Source organism: Methylobacterium sp. Leaf106, from assembly GCF_001422895.1.
GTDB lineage: Bacteria > Pseudomonadota > Alphaproteobacteria > Rhizobiales > Beijerinckiaceae > Methylobacterium > Methylobacterium bullatum.
This window is the reverse complement of record NZ_LMNB01000033.1, coordinates 232680-252314: the sequence shown is the minus strand read 5'-3', so window position 1 is coordinate 252314 and position 19635 is coordinate 232680. Positions and strand designations below refer to the sequence as shown.

The window sequence follows — 19635 nt, the reverse complement described above, 5'->3', positions numbered from 1 at the left end:
CAGGAGCGCGGATCAGGCTCGCAGGCGCCGGAGGGCCTCGGCGTGGAGGCCGGCATTGGCCGCGGCCACGACCCGTCCGTCGAAAGCCGGGGTCAGGGGGCGACCGTCCCAGTCTGTCATCACGCCGCCCGCCCCTTCCACCACCGGCACGAGGGCCATGACGTCGTAGACCTGGAGCCCGGCTTCCACCACGAGATCGCAATGACCGCTGGCGAGGAGGCCGTAGGCGTAGCAATCGCCGCCGAAGCGGCGCAGGCCCACCGCTCCGCTGAGCCGTGCGAAGGCCTCCGCATCCGCGCCCACGAAGATGTCCGGGGAGGTGGCGAACAGGCGGGCCTCGGGAAGGTGCCTGTCGCTCGTCCGGGCGGGCAGAGCGCCGAACCACGCCGCGTCGCCGGTGCCGCACCAGCGTTCCCCGAGTGCCGGCATGTCGATGACGCCGACGATCGGCCGCCCCTCCGAGACCAGGGCGATGAGCGTGCCGAAGAGCGGCATGCCGGTGATGAAGCTCTTGGTCCCGTCGATCGGGTCGATCACCCAGGTGAGCGGCCGTTCGAAATCGCCGCCCTCCTCCTCTCCGAGGATGCCGTGGTCGGGATAGACGCTGCGGATCTCGGCGCGCAGCAGGGATTCGATGGCGCGGTCGGCGGCGGTGACCGGGCTCGCATCCGCCTTGGCTTCCACCGGCAGTTCGGTGCGGAAATAGTGCCGGGCGAGGGGGGCGGCGAAATCGGCGAGGCGATGGGCGAAGGCGATGACATCCGCCTTCGCCCCGTCCCCGGACGGGATCGCCAATGCGTCCACGCCCATCACAGGCGCCTCAGCCAGAGCGGCCAGTCGGGGTGATGGAACAGGGTGCGGGCCCGCATGTGCTTCCAGGTTCCGTATTTGTAATAGTCGAAATCGAGGGTGGAGACGGCCTCCTGGATCATCGCCCAGGTCGCCCATTTGAGATCGCCCAGCGCCTTCAGCACCGCGACCCGCGCGTCGATTGCGGGCGTCCAGCGGCCGAAATAGGCCTCGATCATCTCGCGCTCGATGATGTCGGGGAACGCCATCTCGTCGAACCAGAGGGCGAGCTCGTAGGCGCGCTCGTTGTTGGAGGCGTATTCGAAGTCGACCAGCAGGACCGTGTCGGACGCGTCGATCATGAAGTTGCCGGCCAGCGTATCGTTCATGCACGGCACGAGATCGAGGCCGGAGGCCGTCATGGCCGCCTTCGCCTCGGCCACGCAGCGCATCAGATGGGCCTGGTCGGCGGGGAGCCGGCCGCCCACCTCCGCCACCTGCTCCACATGCTCCTCGATCATCGCGAAGATCGTCTTCGTCAGCCCGAGCGGCGCGGAATCGTTGAAGGCCTTGAGGGCGCGCACGGCGTTGTGGCGGACGGCGGGGCGCAGGAAGTCGAGGTTCGAGGAAGCACGGTAGCCCTCGACGAAGGCGAAGATCTCGACGCCGGCCTCGGGCAGGTAGTCGATCACCTCGACGCCGTAGCCGCAGGCATGGGCGCGGCGGCTGGCTTCGTTGGCATGGTCGCGGGTGATGAACATTTCGGTGCCGCGACCGGGCATCTTCACGAAGACATCCCGCGCGTCCCCGATGGCGACGTGCCAGTTGGTGTTGCTGATGCCACCCGCCACCGGCCGGTAGCGCATCGGCCGGCCCTGCCAGGAGGCGATGCCGGCCAGCACGCCCTCCAAGGCGCGCTCGCCCTCGCTGATGCCGTCGCCCAAGCCTGTCCAACTCATCGCCGTCCAGTGCCCCCCGTCTTGAATGATCGAGTCACAGCCGGCGCAGCCAGCTTTCGAAGTCACGTGCGCCCATGGTCGTGCGCGCATGCAGGAGCCGCCAGGTTCCGTATTTGTAGAACTCGATTCCGCTGCGCGCCGAGGTGACCGCGCGGGTGACGCCCCAGAGGCCGCCCATCACGTCGTCGACGGCGCCGTAGAGGCGGCAGCGGTTGTAGAGGCGCTCGTCGAACCGGCCTGCATAATGCTCCACCGCCTCGCGCCGCTCCGGCTCGAAGGCGCAGGTCTCGTTGAGGAGGGCGCCGACATCGAACCAGGGGTCGTTGTCGCCGGCGAGGTCGAAATCGACGAGACGGACCTCGCCCTCCCCGATCATGACGTTCGAGGCGATGCCGTCGTTGTGGCAGAAGGCGAGGTCGATCCCCGACGCATGGATGGCCTCGCGGACGAGTGCCATCGTCGCCACCAGCCGGTCGGTCCCGTCGGGAAGCGGCGCGTCGGCGGCGCGGGCTTCGGCCGCGAGGCTCTCGATCCGCCCGAAGGGGCAGAATCGATGGCCGAGACGACCGTCACCATGGAGCCGCTTCTTGGCGTCCAGCACCTCGGCCAGGACCGCCCCGTCCTGAAGGTCGCCGACGCGGGCATAGCGCCAGGGCTCGGGCAGGTAGGCGAGGCCGAGCGCTCCGTCCGCCTCGTGGACCACCTCCGGGGCGACGCCAAGGCGCGCGGCCTTGCGGGCCGCCAGCCCGGCCACGGGCGTCACGTCGTCCGCCATGTCGGCGTGGCGTAGCTTGAGGAAGACCGGCTCGCCCTCGCGGAACGCGATCCGGACGCAATCCGAGGCCACGGCCCGGTGAGTCGGGGACGCCACCGGCGCTGCGGCCAGCCCATAGCGAGGCTGGCGCGCGATCCAGTCCGGCCGCGTGGCGATGACGGCCTCCACGCGGTGGTCGAAGGTGGTGCCGGCCTCGCCGTAGGCTATCATCGCTCCCCTCCGAACGCGTCGTTCGGCCGCCTGAAGAGCAAGGCCCGTTCCGGAGATCCGCCGGCGCGGCACAGGCGCCATGCGGCGAGCAGTCCCACCGAGAGCCCGGCTTCGAGATCGGCCGGCCGCGTCAGCTCGGCCTCGTTATGCGCGATGCCCCCGACGCTGGGGACGAAGACGATGCCGGTGGGGCATTGGCCGAGCAGGCTGATCGCGTCGTGGCCGGCCACGGTATCCATGCGCAGCGACCGCAGGGAGGTCTCCTCGGCGCAGGCGGCGACGAGATCGCACACGGCCTCCGGCAGGCTGCGGATCGGCCGCAGGGTCCGGCCGGGGATCGCCGCGACGACGCCTGCGCGCTCCGCCGCTTCCGTGATCGCCGCCTCTGCCATGAGGGCCGCATCGGTGAGGAGGGCATTGTCGGCCGAGCGCAGTTCCACGCTCAGTTCCACCCGCGCGGGCACCACGTTGGGGGAATTGGGCTCCACCAGGATGCGGCCGACGGAGGAATGGAAGCGGCCGGGCCAGCGCTCTGCGATCTCCCTCACTTCGGCGATGAGATAGGCTGCGGCGAGCAGCGCGTCGCGCCGGCGCGGCATCGGGGTCGGGCCGGTATGGGCCTGCTCGCCGGTAAAGACCACGTCGATCTTGGCCGCCCCCCAGTTGCGGGTGACGATGCCGATGCTCGCCTTGGCCTTCTCCAGGACGAGGCCCTGCTCCACGTGGAGTTCGAGATAGCAGGCCGGGAGCGGCGGCGGCCGGTCCGTGCCGAGGAACCCGATCCCGTCCAGGGCCTCCCGAAGGGTGATCCCGGCATCGTCGCGGCTGGACAAGGCCTCCTCGATCCGGCGCGCGCCCGCATAGGCGCCGCTTCCGAGGAGGCTCGGCCGGAAGCGCGCACCCTCCTCGCCGGTCCAGTTCACCGCACAGAAATCCGCCACGAAGGTCTCGCCAGCGCGCCGCGCCCGCATCAGGGCGGCGCCGATGGCGGCCGCCGCGACCACGCCGTAGGTCCCGTCGAAGCGGCCGGCCTTGGGCTGGCTGTCGAGATGGGAGCCCAGCATCACCAGGGGGGCGCCCGGACCGTCCGCGAGGGGGAAGATGGCGAACTGGTTGCCGACCCCGTCCACGAGGATGTCGGCACCGGCCTCGCGTGCAGAATTGGCGAAGAGGCGACGGGCCTGCCCGTCCTCGGCCGAGGCGCAGAGCCGGGTGATGCCGCCGCCCGCCGTCGCCCCGCAGGCGGAGATCTCCGCGAAGAGCGCGTGGAACGCGCGCGCCGTCGCTGCCGCGTCAGGAGCTGATGAGATCGATGTCATGCTGGGTGAAATGATCCAGGAACGGCTGCGGCGGCGGCCGGTCGGTGACGAGGGTGAGCCGTTCCGAGAGCCCAAAGGTGCAGAGGTTCGCCTGACGCCCGAACTTGCGGGAATCGGCCAGAAGCACGCTCTGGCGCGCCTGGCCCCGCAGCACCTTCCGCAGGGCGGATTCGTGCTCCTCGTAATCCATCCAGCCATGGGTGAGGTCGCAGGCCGCGATACCCATGAAGGCGATGTCGAAATAGAACCGCTGCGCGTAGGCCACCGTCTCGTAGCCCACCAGGGCGTTGTCCCGCGCCCGCAGCATCCCCGGCGTCAGGTTCACCCGCGCGGGGCCGCTGCCGAGATGGAGCGCCACGTCGATGGAATTCGTCGTCACCGTGAGGTTGCGGCCGCTGAGGCGGCGGGCGAAGGCGAGCGTCGTGGTGCCGGTATCGATGAAGACCGACATCCCGTCGCGGATCAGCCCCTCGGCATTGGCCGCCACCTTCGCCTTCTCGCGCGGGTTGGTCTTGCCCCGCTCCTGGAGCGGCCGGTCCTGGTCCAGGCGGGGCGGCACGGCGCCCCCGTGGATCCGCCGCAGGACGCCGCGCTCCTCCAGCACCTTGAGGTCGCGCCGGATGGTCTCCTCGGAGACCCGCAGATAAGCGGCCACGTCGGAGACGCCGACCCGCCCCGTCCCGTTCAGACGGGACAGGATCTCCTGGTAGCGGTGGTCGGTCAGCATCGGCGTCGGCGTCTCCCCAATCCGCCGAAGAGTAGCGATTTTGGTGAGCCGAGGCCGCAGGAAAACACGTATCCCACTGGGTGTTTCCCACGGAGATTGCAATCGCGTCGCTCGTGCCGGGGGAAGCCGCCATCGCTACCCGTTTCCGGAACCCTCCGGCGATCGGGAGCCGCGCTGGAGCCGGATGAGCGGGATCGGGCAGATCCAACGCGTCGGCCTGTCCTGTCCGATTGATCATGCCGCCAGAATCACGCTGCCTGAGCCGAGATGACGAGGGATGCCGGTGCCGCTTTCCATGACGACACGTGACGGCCGGACCTCAGCGGAAAGGTCCCCGGCGCGGGTCGCCTGTCAATCTGATTCTGACCGAAATGTGGGATTTATGAGTATTTGCCTGAATTTTCCGCCTTATGCCATCTGTGGGATCACACATGCCCGTTTCCGTGCCCGGTTTGTCCGTCCGGCTCCCGCAGGTCCGCTGCGTCAGGCTTCTTGAGCCTGCTTCTTCTGGTTGAATCTCAGTCGTTTAGCGTCGAGAACACAATCTGCCGGTGTCGTGCAAAGAATTCGGGTGAGAAATGGAACTTTTCTCGAGTGCGCTCCCCGCTGTGGCACTGGCCTTGCGGAACCCTCCCAATCTCACAATTCCCCGCGCCTGGGCTCCTCCGACGAGCACGAGACCCGAAAGGCGCGGGGAACAGCAGCAGGGGGACGTTCGACGATGCCGAGAGACGCGACAGAGAAACCCGCGAGCGCCGCCGTCGCGCGCTCCGCTCGCCGCACCGGGCTTCCGGTTCTCCTGGGCGGTGCGTTCCTCGCCGCGGGCATGCTGTGCGCCGAGGCTCAGACCGCCTCGCCCGTCGGCGAGCTCAACGCCCAGACGCAGCCGCGCACCGACCGGGACATCGCCTCGAAACCCGCCGATCCCGTGCGCACCGGGCCGCTTGCGCCCTGGGCCACCGACATGGCGGCGCGGGGACTGACCTTCGACGTCAACATCTACGATTTCTACCAGGCCAATCCGAGCGCCGGCCTGCGCACGGGCGAGCAATCGAACGCCGCCTATTTCGTGCTCAGCATGACGGCCGACATGCAGAAGCTCGCCGGCATCGCCGGTGGCTCGATCAACTTCACCCAGACCTTCTTCGGCCTCGTGCGCAACCTCAACATGGCCGGCGACATCGGCGACACCACGGTGGGCTACCAGCCGCCCTACACGCCCAACAGCACCCGCCTCTCGCTGCTGACCTATCAGCAGAAGCTCCTCGACGACCGCCTCGTGGTGGAGGTCGGCCGCACGCATCCCGACCGCTATTACGGCCTGCCGCCGTGCAACTCGATCAATTCCTGCTTCCAGGACATGTTCTACTTCAATGCCGGCTTCACCTCGCCGCTCTTCGGCGTCTGGGGCGCCAACATCGCCTACAAGCTCTCGCCGACGACTTACATCCAGGCCGGCGCCTTCAGCGTGAACCCCAACACCAACGTCCTGTCGGGCTACGATTTCGGCTACGAGCGCCTGTCCGGCGCCGTCGTGATGACCGAGATCGGCCGCAAGACCGACTACACGATGGAGGCCTATCCCGGCCGCGTCTCGCTCACCGGCTTCTACAACACCGCCGACCACGACGATAACTTCAAGACCATCGCCGGCACGTCGAAGGGCCTCAATCCGGGCACGCCGTCGCTGCAGAAATCCGGCACGTCGGGCGTCGTCCTCACCGGCACGCAGACCCTGTGGCGGGCCGATGGCGGGCGTGACGCGAGCAACCCGCATCCCACCGCGATCTCGGCCTATACCGGCACCGGCTACGCCTTCGACCCGACGATCCCGATCCGCTTCAACTCCTTCGCCGGCCTGCTGCTGCAGGCGCCCGACCAGGGCCGGCCCAACGACACCTACGGCATCAAGGCCAACTGGCAGCGGCTGAACCAGAACTATGCCGACTTCCTGTCGGATGCGAACTTCATCTCGGGCGGCACCGGCGAGCCCTATTCGCGCGACAAGTTCGTGTTCGAGGTCAACGCCCATTTCGATCTCGGCGCGGGCGTCGTCCTCGAGCCGGTGGTTCAGTACGTCGTCAACCCGAATTCCTTCTACAACCCCTATACGGCGCGGCGCGCCAAGGACGGGTTCTACGGCGGCTTCACCCTCGTCGTTCCCCTCGGCACGCTGCTGGGCCTCGCGCCGGGCTGATTCATCCGTCCGAGACGCGGCACCGTGTCTCGCGACCGACGACAGGGCTACGGATCCGCCGCCGGTCTCGCAGATCGGCGGCGGATCCGTTCTCGTTTCGGGGCGGCTGCGCGCCGGAAGAAGGCAGGCGGGTCCGGGGCGGGTTGAACCACCGATCCCGTCGCGGCAGAAGGTCGGCATTGCGCGCATCGCGTCGTTCGGACGTCAGGTCCCGTCATGCTCGAAACGAACACGTCCCCGCCCGCGCCCGGCGCCGGACACAGGACGGAACTGGTCTACGAGGTTCTCAAGGCCGACCTCGTCGAGGCGGGTCGCACGACGTTCCGGGCCCAGATGCGACGACCGCGCCTGCGCCTGTTCCTGATCGGCTGCGCGGCCATGATGGTGGTCTTCGGTTTCGCCCAGAACGACGTCGTCGGCTTCGTCAGCTGGGTCATCATCGTCTGCCTCGTCGCGCTCCTCCTGCCGCACGCGATCACCAGGGTACTGATCCCCTGGCAGGCCGGCATGACGGTGAGGCGGGACGAGCGGTTCCGGCATCCCTGGCGCGCGGTCATCGCGCCGGAGGCCTTCACCATCGCCACCTCGCAGGGGGAGACGCGCTATCTCTGGAGCGCGTTCACCTCCCGCCTGTCCTCCCCGGACATGACGCTTCTCATGCTGGGAACGCGGGTATTCGTGCCGATCCCCGGCCGGGTCCTCTCCCCCGACGACCTGGCGGCGATCGACGCCCATATGGCGGAATCGCGGCCGGCCCCCGCCGCCGCGTCGCCGGCCTGATCCGGGGGAGCCCGACCGCGGTCCGCGCCGTCGCCGAGACGGCCGGGATCGCACCGGGGATCCTGCGCAAAACAGCGTATGGCGCATCGGCCCCGCCCCCGGCATCGAGGGTGCACATCTTCGAGGAATCCGCCATGCCCGCCGTCGACGCCCTCTACCGCTATCCGATCAAGGGTCTGTCGGCCGAGGCCCTGACACGCCTGAGCGTCACCCCGCAGGACGGGCTCGCCCATGACCGGGAATACGCCCTGGCGCTGGGGACCACCCCGTTCGATCCGGAGAAGCCGGAGCCCCTGGACAAGGGCTTCTTCCTGATGCTGCGCAACAACACGGCGCTGGCGGCCCTTTCGACGCGGCTCGACCCCGAAAGCCATCGCCTGACGATCCGGCGCGACGGGGAGGAGGTGTTCGCCGCCGACTTGTCCACCGAGGCCGGGCGTGCCGGGACGGAGGATTTCTTCGCCGATTACCTCGGCGAGGAGACTCGCGGGCGACCCCGCCTCGTGCGAGCCGAGAACCACAAGTTCACCGATGCCAGCGTGCTCTCACCGGTGATGATGCGGGCGATTTCGGTGGTGAATCTCGCCTCGGTGCGGGCGCTGTCCGAGGCGACGGGGAGAGAGCTCGATCCCCTGCGCTTCCGCGCCAACATCCATCTCGACGGGCTGGAGCCGTGGCAGGAGCTCGATTGGGTGGGGCGCGCGCTCAGCATCGGCCCGGTGCGTCTGCGCGGCCTCGCCCGCACGCCGCGCTGCGGCGCCGTCAACGTCAACCCGAAGACCGCCGAGCGCGACGCGAACCTGCCGAAGGCCATCATGAAGCATTTCGGGCATGTGGACCTCGGGATCTATCTCGAGGTCGTGGAGGGCGGCACGATCGCCACGGCGGATGGTGTCACCCTCGGCTGAGGGAGGTCCAATCTCTCTTGTGGGCTTCTCGATTCAGAAATCTGGTCGAGAGCCATTGCCTCTGTTCAAGAGGGTTCGTCATGAGGCGTCACGGGTCCCCTCTCCTTCCAGGAGAGGGGACCCGTGTTGCCCGCGAGAGGTGCGACAATCGTAGCCCACAAGGGGGAGGAGGGCCTCGGGTCAGGCGCGCTCCGTCCTCAGCTTGGCCTCACCAGGCTCGGCGCCTTGCGGTAGCCGGTGGCCGCCTCGTAGGCATAGGCGAAGCCCAGCAGGTCGGCCTCGCTCCACATCCGGCCCACGAAGATCAGGTTGAACGGCGAGCCGCTGGCATAGGCCCCGGCCGGCAGCGTCACGCCGGGCAGGCCGGCGATGTTGATCTCGCAGACCGTGGTCTCGTTGATGGCGAGGCCGCCATGCAGGGGCGGCAGTTCATCGCGCATCTGCGGGAAGACGAGCCCGTCGAGGCCGTTCTCGTCCATCACTTGGTTGAAGATGTCGAGATAAGCCTCTCTGAGGGCGAGGAAGTTCGACAGATCGGGCGGCTGCGTCGGATCGGCCAGGATCGCCTCGAAGACCGGATATTGGTGCAGGTAGCGCAGCACGCCCTTGGGGCCGAACGCATCCTCCTCCGCCGTCGCCTCGGCGAAGGACGCGACGCTCCGCAGCGCGGCGCTCCCCCCGAGGCGCTGCAGGTAGAGATGCAGGTCGTAGGGGACGGATTCCATGCCGCGGGCATCGAAATAGTTCAGGCCCTCGGTGGGCTCGGCGATGGCCGCGAAGCCCGTGCCGGCGAAGGGATCGGCGACCAGGGTCGCGCCGCAGGCGGTGATCTCGCTCTGCGCCCGCGCGTAGAGGTCCGTCGCCTCCGCCGAGAGCGGCAGGTCGCGCCAGCCGGGTCCGAACAGGCCGAGGCGCTTGCCCTGCAGCCCGTTCCTGTCGAGCTTCGAGGTGTAGCCGCCCTTGGGCCGCTTGCCGATGCCAGCCACGGTCTTGGGGTCGGCGGCGGTGTAGCCGGCCAGCACGTCGAGGGTCAGCGCCGCGTCGCGCACGCAGCGGGCGATGGGGCCGACCACGTCGCGGGTGCTGCCGGCCAGGGGCACCACGCCGGCATTGGGGACGAGGGCGAAGGTCGGCTTGATGCCGACCAGCCCCTGCGCCGAGGCCGGGTTCTGGATCGAGCCGCCGGTCTCCTCGGCGAGGCCGAGCACCGCGAGGCTGGCGCCCACCGCCGTGGCCGTGCCGGCGCTGCTGCCGCCGGGCAGGCAATCGGGCGCCGCCGAATTCAGGGTCGGTCCGGCCCAGCTGTCGTTGGCGTGGCTGCCGGTGGCGCTGAGGACGGGGACGTTGGTCTTGCCGAGCATGACGCAGCCGGCCGCCCGCATCCGCGCCACGACGGGCGAGTCGGTCTCGGGGATCAGGTCGACGCCGCCGGCCTTGGCGCTGAGGAAGCGCCAGCCCGCCGTGGTCGGCAGCCCGGCCATGTCCATCGGGTCCTTGATCACCACCGGCACGCCGGCCAGCGGTCCCAGCGCCTCGCCGGCGGCGCGGCGCGCGTCGATGGCGCGGGCGTCGTCCAGCGCCTGCGGGTTCATGACGATGATGGCGTTGTAATGCGGGTTGTAGGCGGCGATCCGGTCGAGGAAGGCCAGCGTCAGCGCCTCCGAGGTGACCCCGCTGGCGAAAGCGTCGGCCACGTCGGCCAGGGTCATCTCGACGATGTCGAGGTCGGGGCTTGGTGTCGGGGCGGCGGCCATCGCGCAATGTCTCCTTGGTTGGAATGGATGGAAGGACTGTACGGGCTGAGGCCGGCGGCCTCACTCCATGCCGACGAATTCCTCGATCATCGCCCGGTCGCGGGCGATCTCGGGCGGGATCTCGCGGGTGACGACGCCCTTCTGCAGGATCAGCACCCGCTCGGAGAGGCCGGCGATGAAGGTGAGGTTCTGCTCGACGAGCAGGATCGTCAGGCCGCGCGCCCGGCCGATCGCCTGCAGCGTCTCGATGATCTCCTCGATGATCGAGGGCTGGATCCCTTCCGTCGGCTCGTCGAGGAGGAGGATGCGGGGATTGCCGCAGAGGCAGCGGGCCAGCGCCAGCAATTGCTGCTCGCCCCCCGACAGCGCCCCGCCCGGCCGGTCGAGATAGGCCTTCAGCCGGGGGAAGACGGAGAGGCTATCCGCGATGGTCTCGTCCTCGTCCCTGTCGGAGAGGAGGCAGCCCATGCGCAGGTTCTCGCGCACGCTCAAGGTCGCGAAGATCTCCCGACCCTGCGGCACGAACCCCATGCCGAGCCGTGCTCGCGCCGTGGGCGAGCGCCGGGCGATGTCCTCGTCCCCGAGGCGGATGCGGCCGGCGGTGACGGGCAGGTAGCCCATCAGGGTGCGCAGCAGGGTCGTCTTGCCCATGCCGTTATGGCCGAGGATGCCCACGAACTCGCCCTCCCCCACGGTGAGCGAGACGCCGCCGAGGATCGGGATGCGGCCGTAGCCGGAATGCAGGCCCTCGACGGACAGGAGCGCGGGCTTCGCCGCCGGGACGGCGTTCGGGCAGGCGGAGAGCGGTATCGGCGGGATCGCGTTCATCGTGCGGCTCATGCGGCCTGCTTGCCGAGATAGACGTCGCGGACGCGCTGGTCGGCCAGCACCCGTTCCACGCTGTCTTCCATCAGGATGCGGCCCTGGTTGAAGACGGTGACGGTCCTGGCGATCATCCGGATGAAGGGCATGTCGTGCTCCACCACGATGAGGGCATGGGTGCGGTTGATCTCGCGGATGAGCTCGGCGGTGCGGTGGACCTCGTCATGGGTCATGCCGGCGGCGGGCTCGTCGAGGAGGATCAGCTCCGGTTCCTGGGCCAGCACGGTGGCGATCTCGACCCATTGGCGCTGGCCGTGGGCGAGCTGGCCGACATTGCGTTCGGCGATGGCCGTGAGCTGGAGCCGGGTCAGGGTCTCGTCGACGATGGACCGCGTCCGGGCGATGGACTTGCGCCGCCCGGCCGCCACGAACACGTTCTCGCGCACCGACAGGCCGTTGAAGACGTTGGGCACCTGGGTCTTGATGCCGACCCCGAGCCTCGCGATCCGGTGCGGCTCGGCCCCGGTGATGTCCGTGTCGCGGAAGCGGATGCGGCCCTCGGTGGGCGTCAACTGTCCGGTGAGCATCTTGAAGAAGGTGCTCTTGCCCGCGCCGTTGGGGCCGATGAGGCAGCGCAGCTCCACCTCGCCGAGGGTGAAGTCGACATTGCCCACCGCCGTCACACCGCCGAAGCGCATGGTGACGCCCTTGGCCTCGACGAGCGGGCGAAGCGGCGGGCGGACCGGGGAAGCCGGCGCCGCCGCTGTCGTGGTGATGCTCATGGCCGGACCTCCCCTGCCAGCGCCTCGCGGGCGGGATCGGCGGGTTTGCCCGCTCTCGCCTCGACGATTTTGGCCTTGAAGAGCTTGGCGGGGAGTTCGGGGATCCGCATCAGCAGGGTCCTCACCACTGGCAGGAGCCCCTGCGGGATCAGCAGGACGAACGCCACGAGGACGATGCCGAGGCCGAGATTGGAATCGACCACGTTCTGCGAGCCGGCCTCGATGATGAGCCACTGGATCAGCACCGCGCCGAGCATCGGCCCGACGAGGGTGCCGAGGCCGCCCACCAGCACGAAGATGATCACCTGCGCCGACATCGACAGGCCGAACACGGTGGGGCTGATGAAGCCGCCCCAATTGGCGTAGAGGCAGCCCGCGAGCCCGGCGACGGCGCCTGAGATCATGAAGGCGAGGAGCTTGTACAGGCGCGGATCGTAGCCGATGAGCTGCGCCCTGGTCTCGTTCTCGCGGATCGCCACCACGACACGGCCGAAGCGGCTGGCCAGCACCCAGCGCAAGGTGGCGTAGACCAGGATCAGCGCCCCCATGGCGGCGTACCAGACGCCGTCGTTGTCGAGCGGGTTGCCCGCGTCGCCGAGCTTGTTGAGGGCGGGGATCGCCGGGATGCCGTTGAACCCGCCGAGTTCCGCCTCGCCGATCCGGTACTGGCTGCCGGAGGTGGTGTTCACGAGCTGGAACAGGATCACCGAGACGGTGAGGGTGATGACGCCGATATAGGCGTCCGAGATCCGGCCGTAGAACATGAAGTAGCCGAGCAGCCCCGCGAACAGGGTCGGCACCAGGATGGCGATGAGGATGGGCAGCGTGCTGTCGCCCATGTTGATGACGGAGACGGCGTAGGCGTAGCCGCCGAGCCCGAGGAAGGCGGCCTGCCCGAAGGACATCACCCCGCCATAGCCCCAGATGAAGCCCTGGCTCAGGGCGAACATGGCGAGTGCTGCAAAGCCCGTGGCCTGGACGAGGCCGAACGTGTCGAGGGCGTGCGGCGCCCCGAACAGGATGCCGAGCATGACGCCGAGGGTGACGAGGAACCCCATGGCGGAGCGGCGGGCGACGGGATTCATAGGCTGCGCCTCAGGTAGCGGCCGGTGATGCCCTGCGGCAGCACGCGGATCAGCAGGATCGCGGCGACGAGGAGGGCGACGTCGCCGATGACGGGCGTGGTCCTGAACGAGACCAGTTCGTTGATGACGCCGAACACCGAGGAGGCGAGGCCCGTGCCCGTGACGATGGCGGGGCCGCCGCCCAGCACGGTGATGAAGGCGCGGGAAATGTAGGCCGCTCCCATGGACGGGGAGACGCCCGAGATCGGGGCGAGCACGCCGCCGGCGAGGCCGGCCAAAGCCGCGCCGAGGCCGAAGGTCGCCATGTAGATGCGGTCGGGCGACACGCCCATGGCGGCGGCCATGCGCGGGTTCTGCATGGTGGCGCGCAGGATCAGCCCGAACTTCGTCATGCGCAGCAGGAGGAACATGCCCGTCAGCACGGCGAGCGCCGTGGCGACGATGACGAGGCTGTAGAGGCTGGCGCCGTAGCGGCCGATCTCGAAGCTCCCGACCGGCGTCGAGACGCCCCGCACGACGTTGCCGTAGAGCGTGGTGATGAGGCCGATCAGCCCGAGGCTGATGCCCCAGGTCGCCAGCATCGTGTCCATCATCCGCCCGTAGAGGAAGCGGATGACGGTGCGTTCGAGGATCAGCCCCACCGCCCCCACCACCAGGGGCGGCAGGACCAGCATGGCGATCCAGATGTTCACCCCGGCGCCGTTCGCCATCACGGCGGTGTAGGCGCCGAGCATCATGAACTCGCCATGCGCCAGGTTGATGATGCGCATCATGCCGTAGATCACCCCCAGACCGAGGGTGATCAGGACCAGGGTGGCGATGCCGGTGGCGACGTTGAAGGTCAGGAGCCCCGCGAGATCCATGAAGAGGCGCCTCAGCCCTTCAGATCGGGCGTGAACTGCTTGTTCATGCGCGGATTCTTGACGAGGTCGCAGGCGCCGCCGGTATCGGCCGGGAACGAATCCGGGAAGGTCGCCAGCTGCTCCCATTTCCGGTCCTTGGGCCGGGCCAGGTAGGTGTTGCGGATGGTGTGGTGGGTGCCCGGATCCATCGTCACCTTGCCCGTGGGCGAGTCGATGCTGATGCCGCTCTCCAGCGCCGCCACGACGGCGTCGCGCTCGATCGAGCCGGCCTTCTTCACCCCCTCCGCCCAGAACATGATGCCTTCGTAGGTGGCGGTGTCGAGCTCGCTCAGATCGGTGACGTCGGCGCCGAACTTCGCCTGCATGCCGGCGACGAAGGCCTTGCTCGCGGGCGTGTCGAGGTCGTTGTACCAGCCGTAGCAGGTGAGGATGCCGTTGGTGGTGGAGGTGTCCATGGTGGTCAGCTCGTCGCCGAGGCCGAACACGCTGGCGCCCATGGGGATCTTGCCCTTCATGCCGGCGGCGTCCCACTGGCGGTAGAAGCCCGAATGGTTGGCGCCGACGAGGGCGGAGAGGACGATCTCCGGCTGGGCCTGCTGGATGCGGCTGATGGCGGAGGAGAAGTTCGTGACGTCGAGGGGGAAGAAGTCGGTGCCGGCCACGGAGCCGCCGCCATCCTTCATGAACTTCGTCATCCAGCTCGCGGTGATGTGGCCGTAATTGTAGTCCGCGGCGACGATGTAGGCCTTCTTGCCCCAGTTCTTGAGGGCGTAATCGACGATGTGGTTGACGGTCTGGGCCGGGGTCGAGCCTGTGCAGAACACGTTGCGGTCGCAGACGCCGCCCTCGTACTGGGTGTTGTAGAAGTAGAGGGTCTTGGAACGGCCGAAGATCGGCCGGATCGCCTCGCGGGACGCCGAGGTGATGCCGCCCTGGATGACGTCGACCTTGTCCTTCAGGGCGAGGGTCTGGGCGTATTGCGTATAGAGCTGCATGTTGGACTGGGTGTCGTAGGCGATCAGCTTGATCGGCCGTCCGAGCAGGCCGCCGGCCTTGTTGAGGAGCTCCACCGTGTATTCGGTGGTCTCGATCATCCGCTTGCCTTCGAGCCCGAGCGCCCCGGTCCCGTCGAGGAGGCTGCCGAGCTTGATCGGCTCCGCCGCGAGGCCGTTGCGCGCGAAGAACGGCATCGCCACCGCGCCGCCCGCCCCTGCCAAACCGAGCTTGAGCGCATGGCGACGGTTCATCGTGCCCTTGGTCATCGATATCACTCCGCTTCGTGCCGTCTGCACGGACGATCGCCGCCGGCCGCGCGGGAGTGACGTAACAAGATCGATGCCAACAAAACTCACATTACGGGCAAGGTCGGGCGAGCGCGCCGGATGCCTCCTCCATAGGCACGCGAGGCGCGGTTTCGCCTCGCCTCAAGGCACGAAAGCCACAGATCACGCACGTGCCGCATCGGCGCGGAGAGCGTCCCGCGTGGCCGGTCAGGCGGCGCGCACGGTGGCGAGGAACCGGGCCACCTCCGTGCCGAGATGGTCGGATTGCTGCGACAGCGCCGAGGCCGAGGCCAGGACCTGGCTCGCGGCGGCGCCGGTCTCCTCGGCCGCGTTCGCGACGCTGGCGACGTTGGCGGTGACCTGTCCCGTCCCCATGGCCGCCTGGGACACGTTGCGGACGATCTCCTGGGTGGCGGCGCCCTGTTGCTCCACGGCGGCGGCGATGGAGGTGGCCACGGTGCTGATCTCGCCGATCCGCGTGGTGATGGTTCCGATCGCCGAGACCGCCTGCCCCGTCGAGGCCTGGATGCGGCCGATCTGGTCGCCGATCTCCTGGGTCGCGCGGCTGGTCTGGCTGGCGAGCTGTTTCACCTCGGCGGCGACCACGGCGAAGCCCCTGCCCGATTCACCGGCCCGCGCCGCCTCGATGGTGGCGTTCAGCGCCAGCAGGTTGGTCTGCCCGGCGATCTCCGAGATGATCGACACCACGTCGCCGATCCGGCCCGCCGCCAGGCTGAGTTCCTCCACGAGGGAGGCGGTCCGTGCCGCCTCGTTCACCGCGAGGGTGGCGAGATTGGCCGATCCATCGACCTGACGGCCGATTTCCTGGACCGAGGAGCCGAGCTGTTCGGCGGCCGCCGCCACGGTGTTGACGTTGGAGGCCGCCTCTTCCGCCGCCGCCGCCACGGTCAGGGATTGCGAGGCGGTGTGCGTGGCCGTCGCCGTCATCGCGCGCGCGGTGTCCTGGAGTTGGCCCGCCGCCGCCGCCACGGTGCCGACGATGCCGCCCACGGCCCGTTCGAAATCCCCCGCCAGCCTGTGCATGGCGGCCTGCCGCTGGGCTTCGGCGCCGGCGCGCGCGAGCACGGTCTCTTCCTCCAGGGTGCGCATCTCGATGAGGCGCGTCTTGAACACCTGCACCGCATCCGCGATCGTGCCGATCTCGGTCCCCTCCCCCTGGCGCGGGATCGCCACGGACAGGTCGCCCGAGGCCAGCGCCTGCATCGGCTCGACGACCGAGGCGATGCCCCCGGTGACGCCGCGGATGATCCAGAACGCGAGCAGGGCCGACAGGACGAGGCCGCCGAGGCCCGCGCCGAGGACGAGGGTTTCGGTGCGGTCGAAGGCCTGCCGGCTGGCGAGGCGGGACGTCTCCGCCACCTCGTTGTTGATGGCCACGAGCCGGTCCGCCAGGGAGGTGCACAGGCGCTGGAGTTCGGTGGACTTCCCCTGCAGCCGCTCGAGCCCATCCTCGTTCATCCCGCTGCGCGAGAGATCGAGGATCGCCTTGTTCTCCTTCTGGTAATCGAGCCAGGTCGTGGTGAGCGTGTCGTAGACGGCCTTCTCGCCGGGGGAGGTGGCCAGACTCGCATACTCGGCCAGGATGCGGGTGACCTTGCCCTGACGGTCGATGATCTCGGCATCGTAGCGCGCCTTCGAATCCGGATCGATCGCGCCGAGATGGCGATAGATGCTGATCGCGTAGCGCCCGATCCAGCCGGAGATCTCACCGGCCTTGGCGACGCTCGGCAGAGCGTCCGATTGCACGCTCACCAGATGTCCGTTGATCGTCCGGGTGGCGGTCAACGCCACGGCCCCCAAGCTCACGAGGAGCAGCGTCGTGATCGAGAAGGCGCCGATGAGGCGCGCGCGCAGGGAAAGGCGGCTCAGCATGAAAAGCGTTCCGGTGACGGGAAGCCATCTCTGGATGGTATCCGACCGGAAGGTGCGCAAAATATCTAAATAATTCTTAAAGCGGAGCGGTGGCCTTTTTCGAGATTTGTGGCCAAAACCCAGGGCACATGACCGCGCGTTGTGCATTTTGACTATCATCGTGCAAGAATTGCCCGAATTTAGTCATGCGCTCATGCATTTCTGACATGAGCGTTATGTGCGGGTGATGCAGTTACGGGCAAGATCGTCTTGCCGTTCGCTCACGCTTGCTGGGGCGGGAGGGAATCGCCGCCCTCCGTCGCCTCGGCCCTCGCCGCACGGTCCCGCTCGGCCCGCAACTCCTTCTCGGCCATGAGCCAGAACTCGATCTCGAACCCCATCGGCTGGTGATTGCGCTCCCAGAGTTCATAGGCGCGCCGGCGGATCTGATCGAATGTCGGCCCGGTGGCGCGGGCCGTCGCATCCCGCATCATCTGTGCCGTGCCTCGTGCCGATCCTGCCTCATCCGAACCCTGTTTCAGCATTCCCCGCCGGCCTCGTTTCGCGTCTGTCGCGTGTGATGTGGATGGGGCCATGGCATGGCCTCGGCGCCGGGACATTCACACATGGCAAGAGCGAGACGATTTCGGGCCATTCCCCGCGACGGCTCCCCGATCGACAACGATCCACCTCGAACCAGGGCGCCTCGGCGCCGTTGTCGCACATGCAAGAGGCGGGCGCGCGCCCGCGGGAGGGGGATGGAGCGTACGGGAGGGCTCTTTCCGCGCGTCCTCCACCCGGGCGGGTCGCAGGACGAGAACGGGCCGTCGGACGTGAAATCCCCCGCCCCTTCGGCGAGGGCGGGTGTGCTCGGAAGCACGTGATGGCGCGTGCGAGGTGGATCGACGCGTCCCGCGCCGCGCGGTCGATGATATGGCCTCGTTCCACGCGGGAGCAGGATCGGCTCCGTGCCGATCGTCCACCGTCGCCGATACGAGAGCATGTTCCACCTGATCTTCGGTTTGCCCTGCCTGTACGTCATCACCAGGGTGCTCTGGCCCCTGCCATGGCCGCTCGCCGTGAAGGCCGGCGTCGCTGTCCTGCTGCTCATCGCCTCGCAGTACCATCTGTGGAGCCGCCTCTCGTCCGGCTCGGTCTTCGCGCCCGAGTTTCCCCGGCTGTTGATCGTGCTGTTCAATTGGGCCTTCGGGGCGATCGTCCTCCTGGCGGCGATGCAGCTGGCCCTCGACGTCGTGGCGCTGGCCTCCAGGGTCATGCCCGGCGGAGGCTGGGCGATCCCGGCCGGCTGGCGCTACGCCGAGGCGGCGCTGGCCATGCTCCTGTCGGCGGTGGCGGTGCAGCAGGCGGTGCGGGTGCCGCCGCTCAAGAACGTCACCGTCGAGATCGAGAACCTTCCGGCCGGCTTCGACGGCTTCACCCTGCTCCAGCTGACGGACCTGCATCTCAGCCGCCTGTTCCCGGCGGCCTGGGCGCGGGAGGTGGTGACGCGATCCAACGCGCTCGGCGTCGATCTCGTGGTGGTCACCGGCGACCTGATCGACGGCGCCCTCGCATCGCGTCGCGCCGATGTCGAACCGTTGCGGGATCTCCGTGCCCCGGATGGGGTCTGGGTGATCCCCGGCAACCACGAGTATTTCTTCGACTATGCGGGGTGGATGCGCCGCTACGACGAGCTCGGCATGGGCGTTCTGGAGAACCGGCATACAATCCTCAGGCGCGGTGCAAATGCCTTGGTCCTCGCGGGCGTGACCGACCTGTCGGCCTCGCATTCGGGCCGGCCGGTCCACGACCTCGACGCGGCTTTGGCCGGTGCGCCGCCCGATGCCCCTATCGTCCTCCTCGACCATCAGCCGAAGGATGCGGCGCGGGCGGCCGCCAAGGGGGTGGCCCTCCAACTCTCCGGGCACACGCATGGCGGGATGATCTGGGGCCTCGACCGGCTGGTCGCGCGCGCCAATGCCGGCTTCGTCTCCGGCGCCTACGCGGTCGGCGCCATGACGCTCTACGTCAACAACGGCACGGGGCTATGGCCCGGCTTCGCCTTGCGGCTCGGGACATCGTCCGAGCTGACGCGCATCACGCTCCGGGGCAAGCCGCGATGCTAAGGCTGAGCGCGACCGCGTTGGGGGGGCAGTTCTGGTGGTGAAAATCTGACGTTTGGTCCACGCTGCCGGGGCTGCGTTCGATCCATAGCGGAAATCGGCTTCGGCGCTATTATCTCCTGATCGCGACGCCGCTCGCGCATGCCACCATTCCCAGGTCGCAAGGGCCATTAGCGTTACTAGACGTGGGCAGTCGCATGTTTTTCTTGATTATATTGATCGCTCACATATGCATAAATTCGATTTCTACATTATATATTATATATAAAAATGCTTCATGGAAATTAATACTGCTGTCCATGGTTGTAAATATTTTATCTTATATATTGGTTCACTATAGCTCATTGCCGCATGTGATAGTATCAAATAAATCAGGAGCGCTAAGGG

At 68.2% G+C, this 19635-nt stretch carries 17 protein-coding genes; 4 read left to right on the top strand and 13 right to left on the bottom strand.

What is annotated here, in order from left to right; all coding sequences use genetic code 11:
• Positions 1-12 precede the first annotated feature (12 nt).
• From ASF34_RS18740 to ASF34_RS18720, 5 genes are read right to left on the bottom strand one after another with little or no spacing between them, the layout of a single operon-like run.
• Complete coding sequence (locus tag ASF34_RS18740) at positions 13-810, bottom strand: inositol monophosphatase family protein (RefSeq protein ID WP_018043335.1); 798 nt, start codon at positions 808-810, stop codon at positions 13-15.
• Entirely contained in the window at positions 810-1748 is a 939-nt protein-coding gene (locus ASF34_RS18735; RefSeq protein WP_056163399.1) for a phosphotransferase, read from the bottom strand. The genes ASF34_RS18740 and ASF34_RS18735 overlap by 1 nt, the downstream gene beginning before the upstream one ends.
• 34 nt (positions 1749-1782) lie before the next feature.
• Positions 1783-2733, bottom strand: coding sequence for a phosphotransferase family protein (locus ASF34_RS18730; protein WP_056163396.1), 951 nt, complete (start codon positions 2731-2733; stop codon positions 1783-1785).
• Positions 2730-4052, bottom strand: coding sequence for a Zn-dependent hydrolase (locus tag ASF34_RS18725; protein WP_056163393.1), 1323 nt, complete (start codon positions 4050-4052; stop codon positions 2730-2732). The genes ASF34_RS18730 and ASF34_RS18725 overlap by 4 nt, the downstream gene beginning before the upstream one ends.
• Positions 4027-4779, bottom strand: a complete 753-nt coding sequence (locus ASF34_RS18720) for a DeoR/GlpR family DNA-binding transcription regulator (RefSeq protein WP_056163390.1) — start codon at positions 4777-4779, stop codon at positions 4027-4029. Before ASF34_RS18720 ends, ASF34_RS18725 begins: the two co-directional genes overlap by 26 nt.
• A gap of 721 nt (positions 4780-5500) precedes the next feature.
• On the opposite strand from ASF34_RS18720, the gene ASF34_RS18715 reads away from it, so the two are divergent.
• The 3 genes from ASF34_RS18715 to ASF34_RS18705 all read left to right on the top strand — a co-directional run bounded on the left by ASF34_RS18715 (position 5501) and on the right by ASF34_RS18705 (position 8664).
• Positions 5501-6976 (top strand): carbohydrate porin, encoded by a 1476-nt coding sequence (locus ASF34_RS18715; protein WP_056163389.1) that lies wholly within the window; start codon positions 5501-5503, stop codon positions 6974-6976.
• A 216-nt stretch (positions 6977-7192) separates the two neighbouring features.
• Positions 7193-7756 carry a YcxB family protein gene (locus tag ASF34_RS18710; protein ID WP_056163386.1) on the top strand — a complete coding sequence of 188 codons (564 nt, stop codon included), beginning with the start codon at positions 7193-7195 and terminating at the stop codon, positions 7754-7756.
• A 134-nt stretch (positions 7757-7890) separates the two neighbouring features.
• Positions 7891-8664, top strand: coding sequence for an MOSC domain-containing protein (locus ASF34_RS18705; RefSeq protein WP_026175852.1), 774 nt, complete (start codon positions 7891-7893; stop codon positions 8662-8664).
• Positions 8665-8861: 197 nt separating this feature from the next.
• On the opposite strand, the gene ASF34_RS18700 is transcribed toward ASF34_RS18705, so the two are convergent.
• From ASF34_RS18700 to ASF34_RS18665, 8 genes are all read right to left on the bottom strand, one after another.
• A complete protein-coding gene (locus ASF34_RS18700; protein ID WP_056163383.1) occupies positions 8862-10418 on the bottom strand; it encodes an amidase in 1557 nt (518 codons plus the stop codon).
• A gap of 60 nt (positions 10419-10478) precedes the next feature.
• Entirely contained in the window at positions 10479-11258 is a 780-nt protein-coding gene (locus ASF34_RS18695; RefSeq protein ID WP_244479044.1) for an ABC transporter ATP-binding protein, read from the bottom strand.
• Complete coding sequence (locus tag ASF34_RS18690) at positions 11255-12022, bottom strand: ATP-binding cassette domain-containing protein (protein ID WP_056146833.1); 768 nt, start codon at positions 12020-12022, stop codon at positions 11255-11257. The genes ASF34_RS18695 and ASF34_RS18690 overlap by 4 nt, the downstream gene beginning before the upstream one ends.
• Complete coding sequence (locus ASF34_RS18685; RefSeq protein ID WP_056163380.1) at positions 12019-13107, bottom strand: branched-chain amino acid ABC transporter permease; 1089 nt, start codon at positions 13105-13107, stop codon at positions 12019-12021. Before ASF34_RS18685 ends, ASF34_RS18690 begins: the two co-directional genes overlap by 4 nt.
• The gene (locus tag ASF34_RS18680; RefSeq protein ID WP_018043323.1) at positions 13104-13970 is read right to left on the bottom strand and encodes an ABC transporter permease subunit; all 867 of its coding nucleotides are present in this window, start codon (positions 13968-13970) and stop codon (positions 13104-13106) included. The genes ASF34_RS18685 and ASF34_RS18680 overlap by 4 nt, the downstream gene beginning before the upstream one ends.
• Before the next feature lie 11 nt (positions 13971-13981).
• Entirely contained in the window at positions 13982-15232 is a 1251-nt protein-coding gene (locus ASF34_RS18675; protein ID WP_147833176.1) for an urea ABC transporter substrate-binding protein, read from the bottom strand.
• Positions 15233-15460: 228 nt separating this feature from the next.
• Entirely contained in the window at positions 15461-17146 is a 1686-nt protein-coding gene (locus ASF34_RS18670) for a methyl-accepting chemotaxis protein (protein ID WP_056163378.1), read from the bottom strand.
• A 260-nt stretch (positions 17147-17406) separates the two neighbouring features.
• Positions 17407-17619: a DUF2934 domain-containing protein gene (locus ASF34_RS18665; RefSeq protein ID WP_018043320.1), complete on the bottom strand. Its 213-nt coding sequence runs from the start codon at positions 17617-17619 to the stop codon at positions 17407-17409.
• 507 nt (positions 17620-18126) lie between these two features.
• Between ASF34_RS18665 and ASF34_RS18660 the strand changes: the two genes are divergently transcribed.
• On the top strand, positions 18127-19251 hold the full coding sequence (locus tag ASF34_RS18660; RefSeq protein WP_056163375.1) for a metallophosphoesterase: 1125 nt from the start codon (positions 18127-18129) through the stop codon (positions 19249-19251).
• Positions 19252-19635 lie beyond the last annotated feature (384 nt).

Excerpts from the sequence above, each read along its gene's own strand:
- ASF34_RS18740 (WP_018043335.1), bottom strand. The coding sequence starts at position 810 with ATGGGCGTGGACGCATTGGCGATCCCGTCCGGGGACGGGGCGAAGGCG.
- ASF34_RS18735 (WP_056163399.1), bottom strand. The coding sequence starts at position 1,748 with ATGAGTTGGACAGGCTTGGGCGACGGCATCAGCGAGGGCGAGCGCGCC.
- ASF34_RS18730 (WP_056163396.1), bottom strand. The coding sequence starts at position 2,733 with ATGATAGCCTACGGCGAGGCCGGCACCACCTTCGACCACCGCGTGGAG.
- ASF34_RS18725 (WP_056163393.1), bottom strand. The coding sequence starts at position 4,052 with ATGACATCGATCTCATCAGCTCCTGACGCGGCAGCGACGGCGCGCGCG.
- ASF34_RS18720 (WP_056163390.1), bottom strand. The coding sequence starts at position 4,779 with ATGCTGACCGACCACCGCTACCAGGAGATCCTGTCCCGTCTGAACGGG.
- ASF34_RS18715 (WP_056163389.1), top strand. The coding sequence starts at position 5,501 with ATGCCGAGAGACGCGACAGAGAAACCCGCGAGCGCCGCCGTCGCGCGC.
- ASF34_RS18710 (WP_056163386.1), top strand. The coding sequence starts at position 7,193 with ATGCTCGAAACGAACACGTCCCCGCCCGCGCCCGGCGCCGGACACAGG.
- ASF34_RS18705 (WP_026175852.1), top strand. The coding sequence starts at position 7,891 with ATGCCCGCCGTCGACGCCCTCTACCGCTATCCGATCAAGGGTCTGTCG.
- ASF34_RS18700 (WP_056163383.1), bottom strand. The coding sequence starts at position 10,418 with ATGGCCGCCGCCCCGACACCAAGCCCCGACCTCGACATCGTCGAGATG.
- ASF34_RS18695 (WP_244479044.1), bottom strand. The coding sequence starts at position 11,258 with ATGAGCCGCACGATGAACGCGATCCCGCCGATACCGCTCTCCGCCTGC.
- ASF34_RS18690 (WP_056146833.1), bottom strand. The coding sequence starts at position 12,022 with ATGAGCATCACCACGACAGCGGCGGCGCCGGCTTCCCCGGTCCGCCCG.
- ASF34_RS18685 (WP_056163380.1), bottom strand. The coding sequence starts at position 13,107 with ATGAATCCCGTCGCCCGCCGCTCCGCCATGGGGTTCCTCGTCACCCTC.
- ASF34_RS18680 (WP_018043323.1), bottom strand. The coding sequence starts at position 13,970 with ATGGATCTCGCGGGGCTCCTGACCTTCAACGTCGCCACCGGCATCGCC.
- ASF34_RS18675 (WP_147833176.1), bottom strand. The coding sequence starts at position 15,232 with ATGACCAAGGGCACGATGAACCGTCGCCATGCGCTCAAGCTCGGTTTG.
- ASF34_RS18670 (WP_056163378.1), bottom strand. The coding sequence starts at position 17,146 with ATGCTGAGCCGCCTTTCCCTGCGCGCGCGCCTCATCGGCGCCTTCTCG.
- ASF34_RS18665 (WP_018043320.1), bottom strand. The coding sequence starts at position 17,619 with ATGATGCGGGATGCGACGGCCCGCGCCACCGGGCCGACATTCGATCAG.
- ASF34_RS18660 (WP_056163375.1), top strand. The coding sequence starts at position 18,127 with ATGTTCCACCTGATCTTCGGTTTGCCCTGCCTGTACGTCATCACCAGG.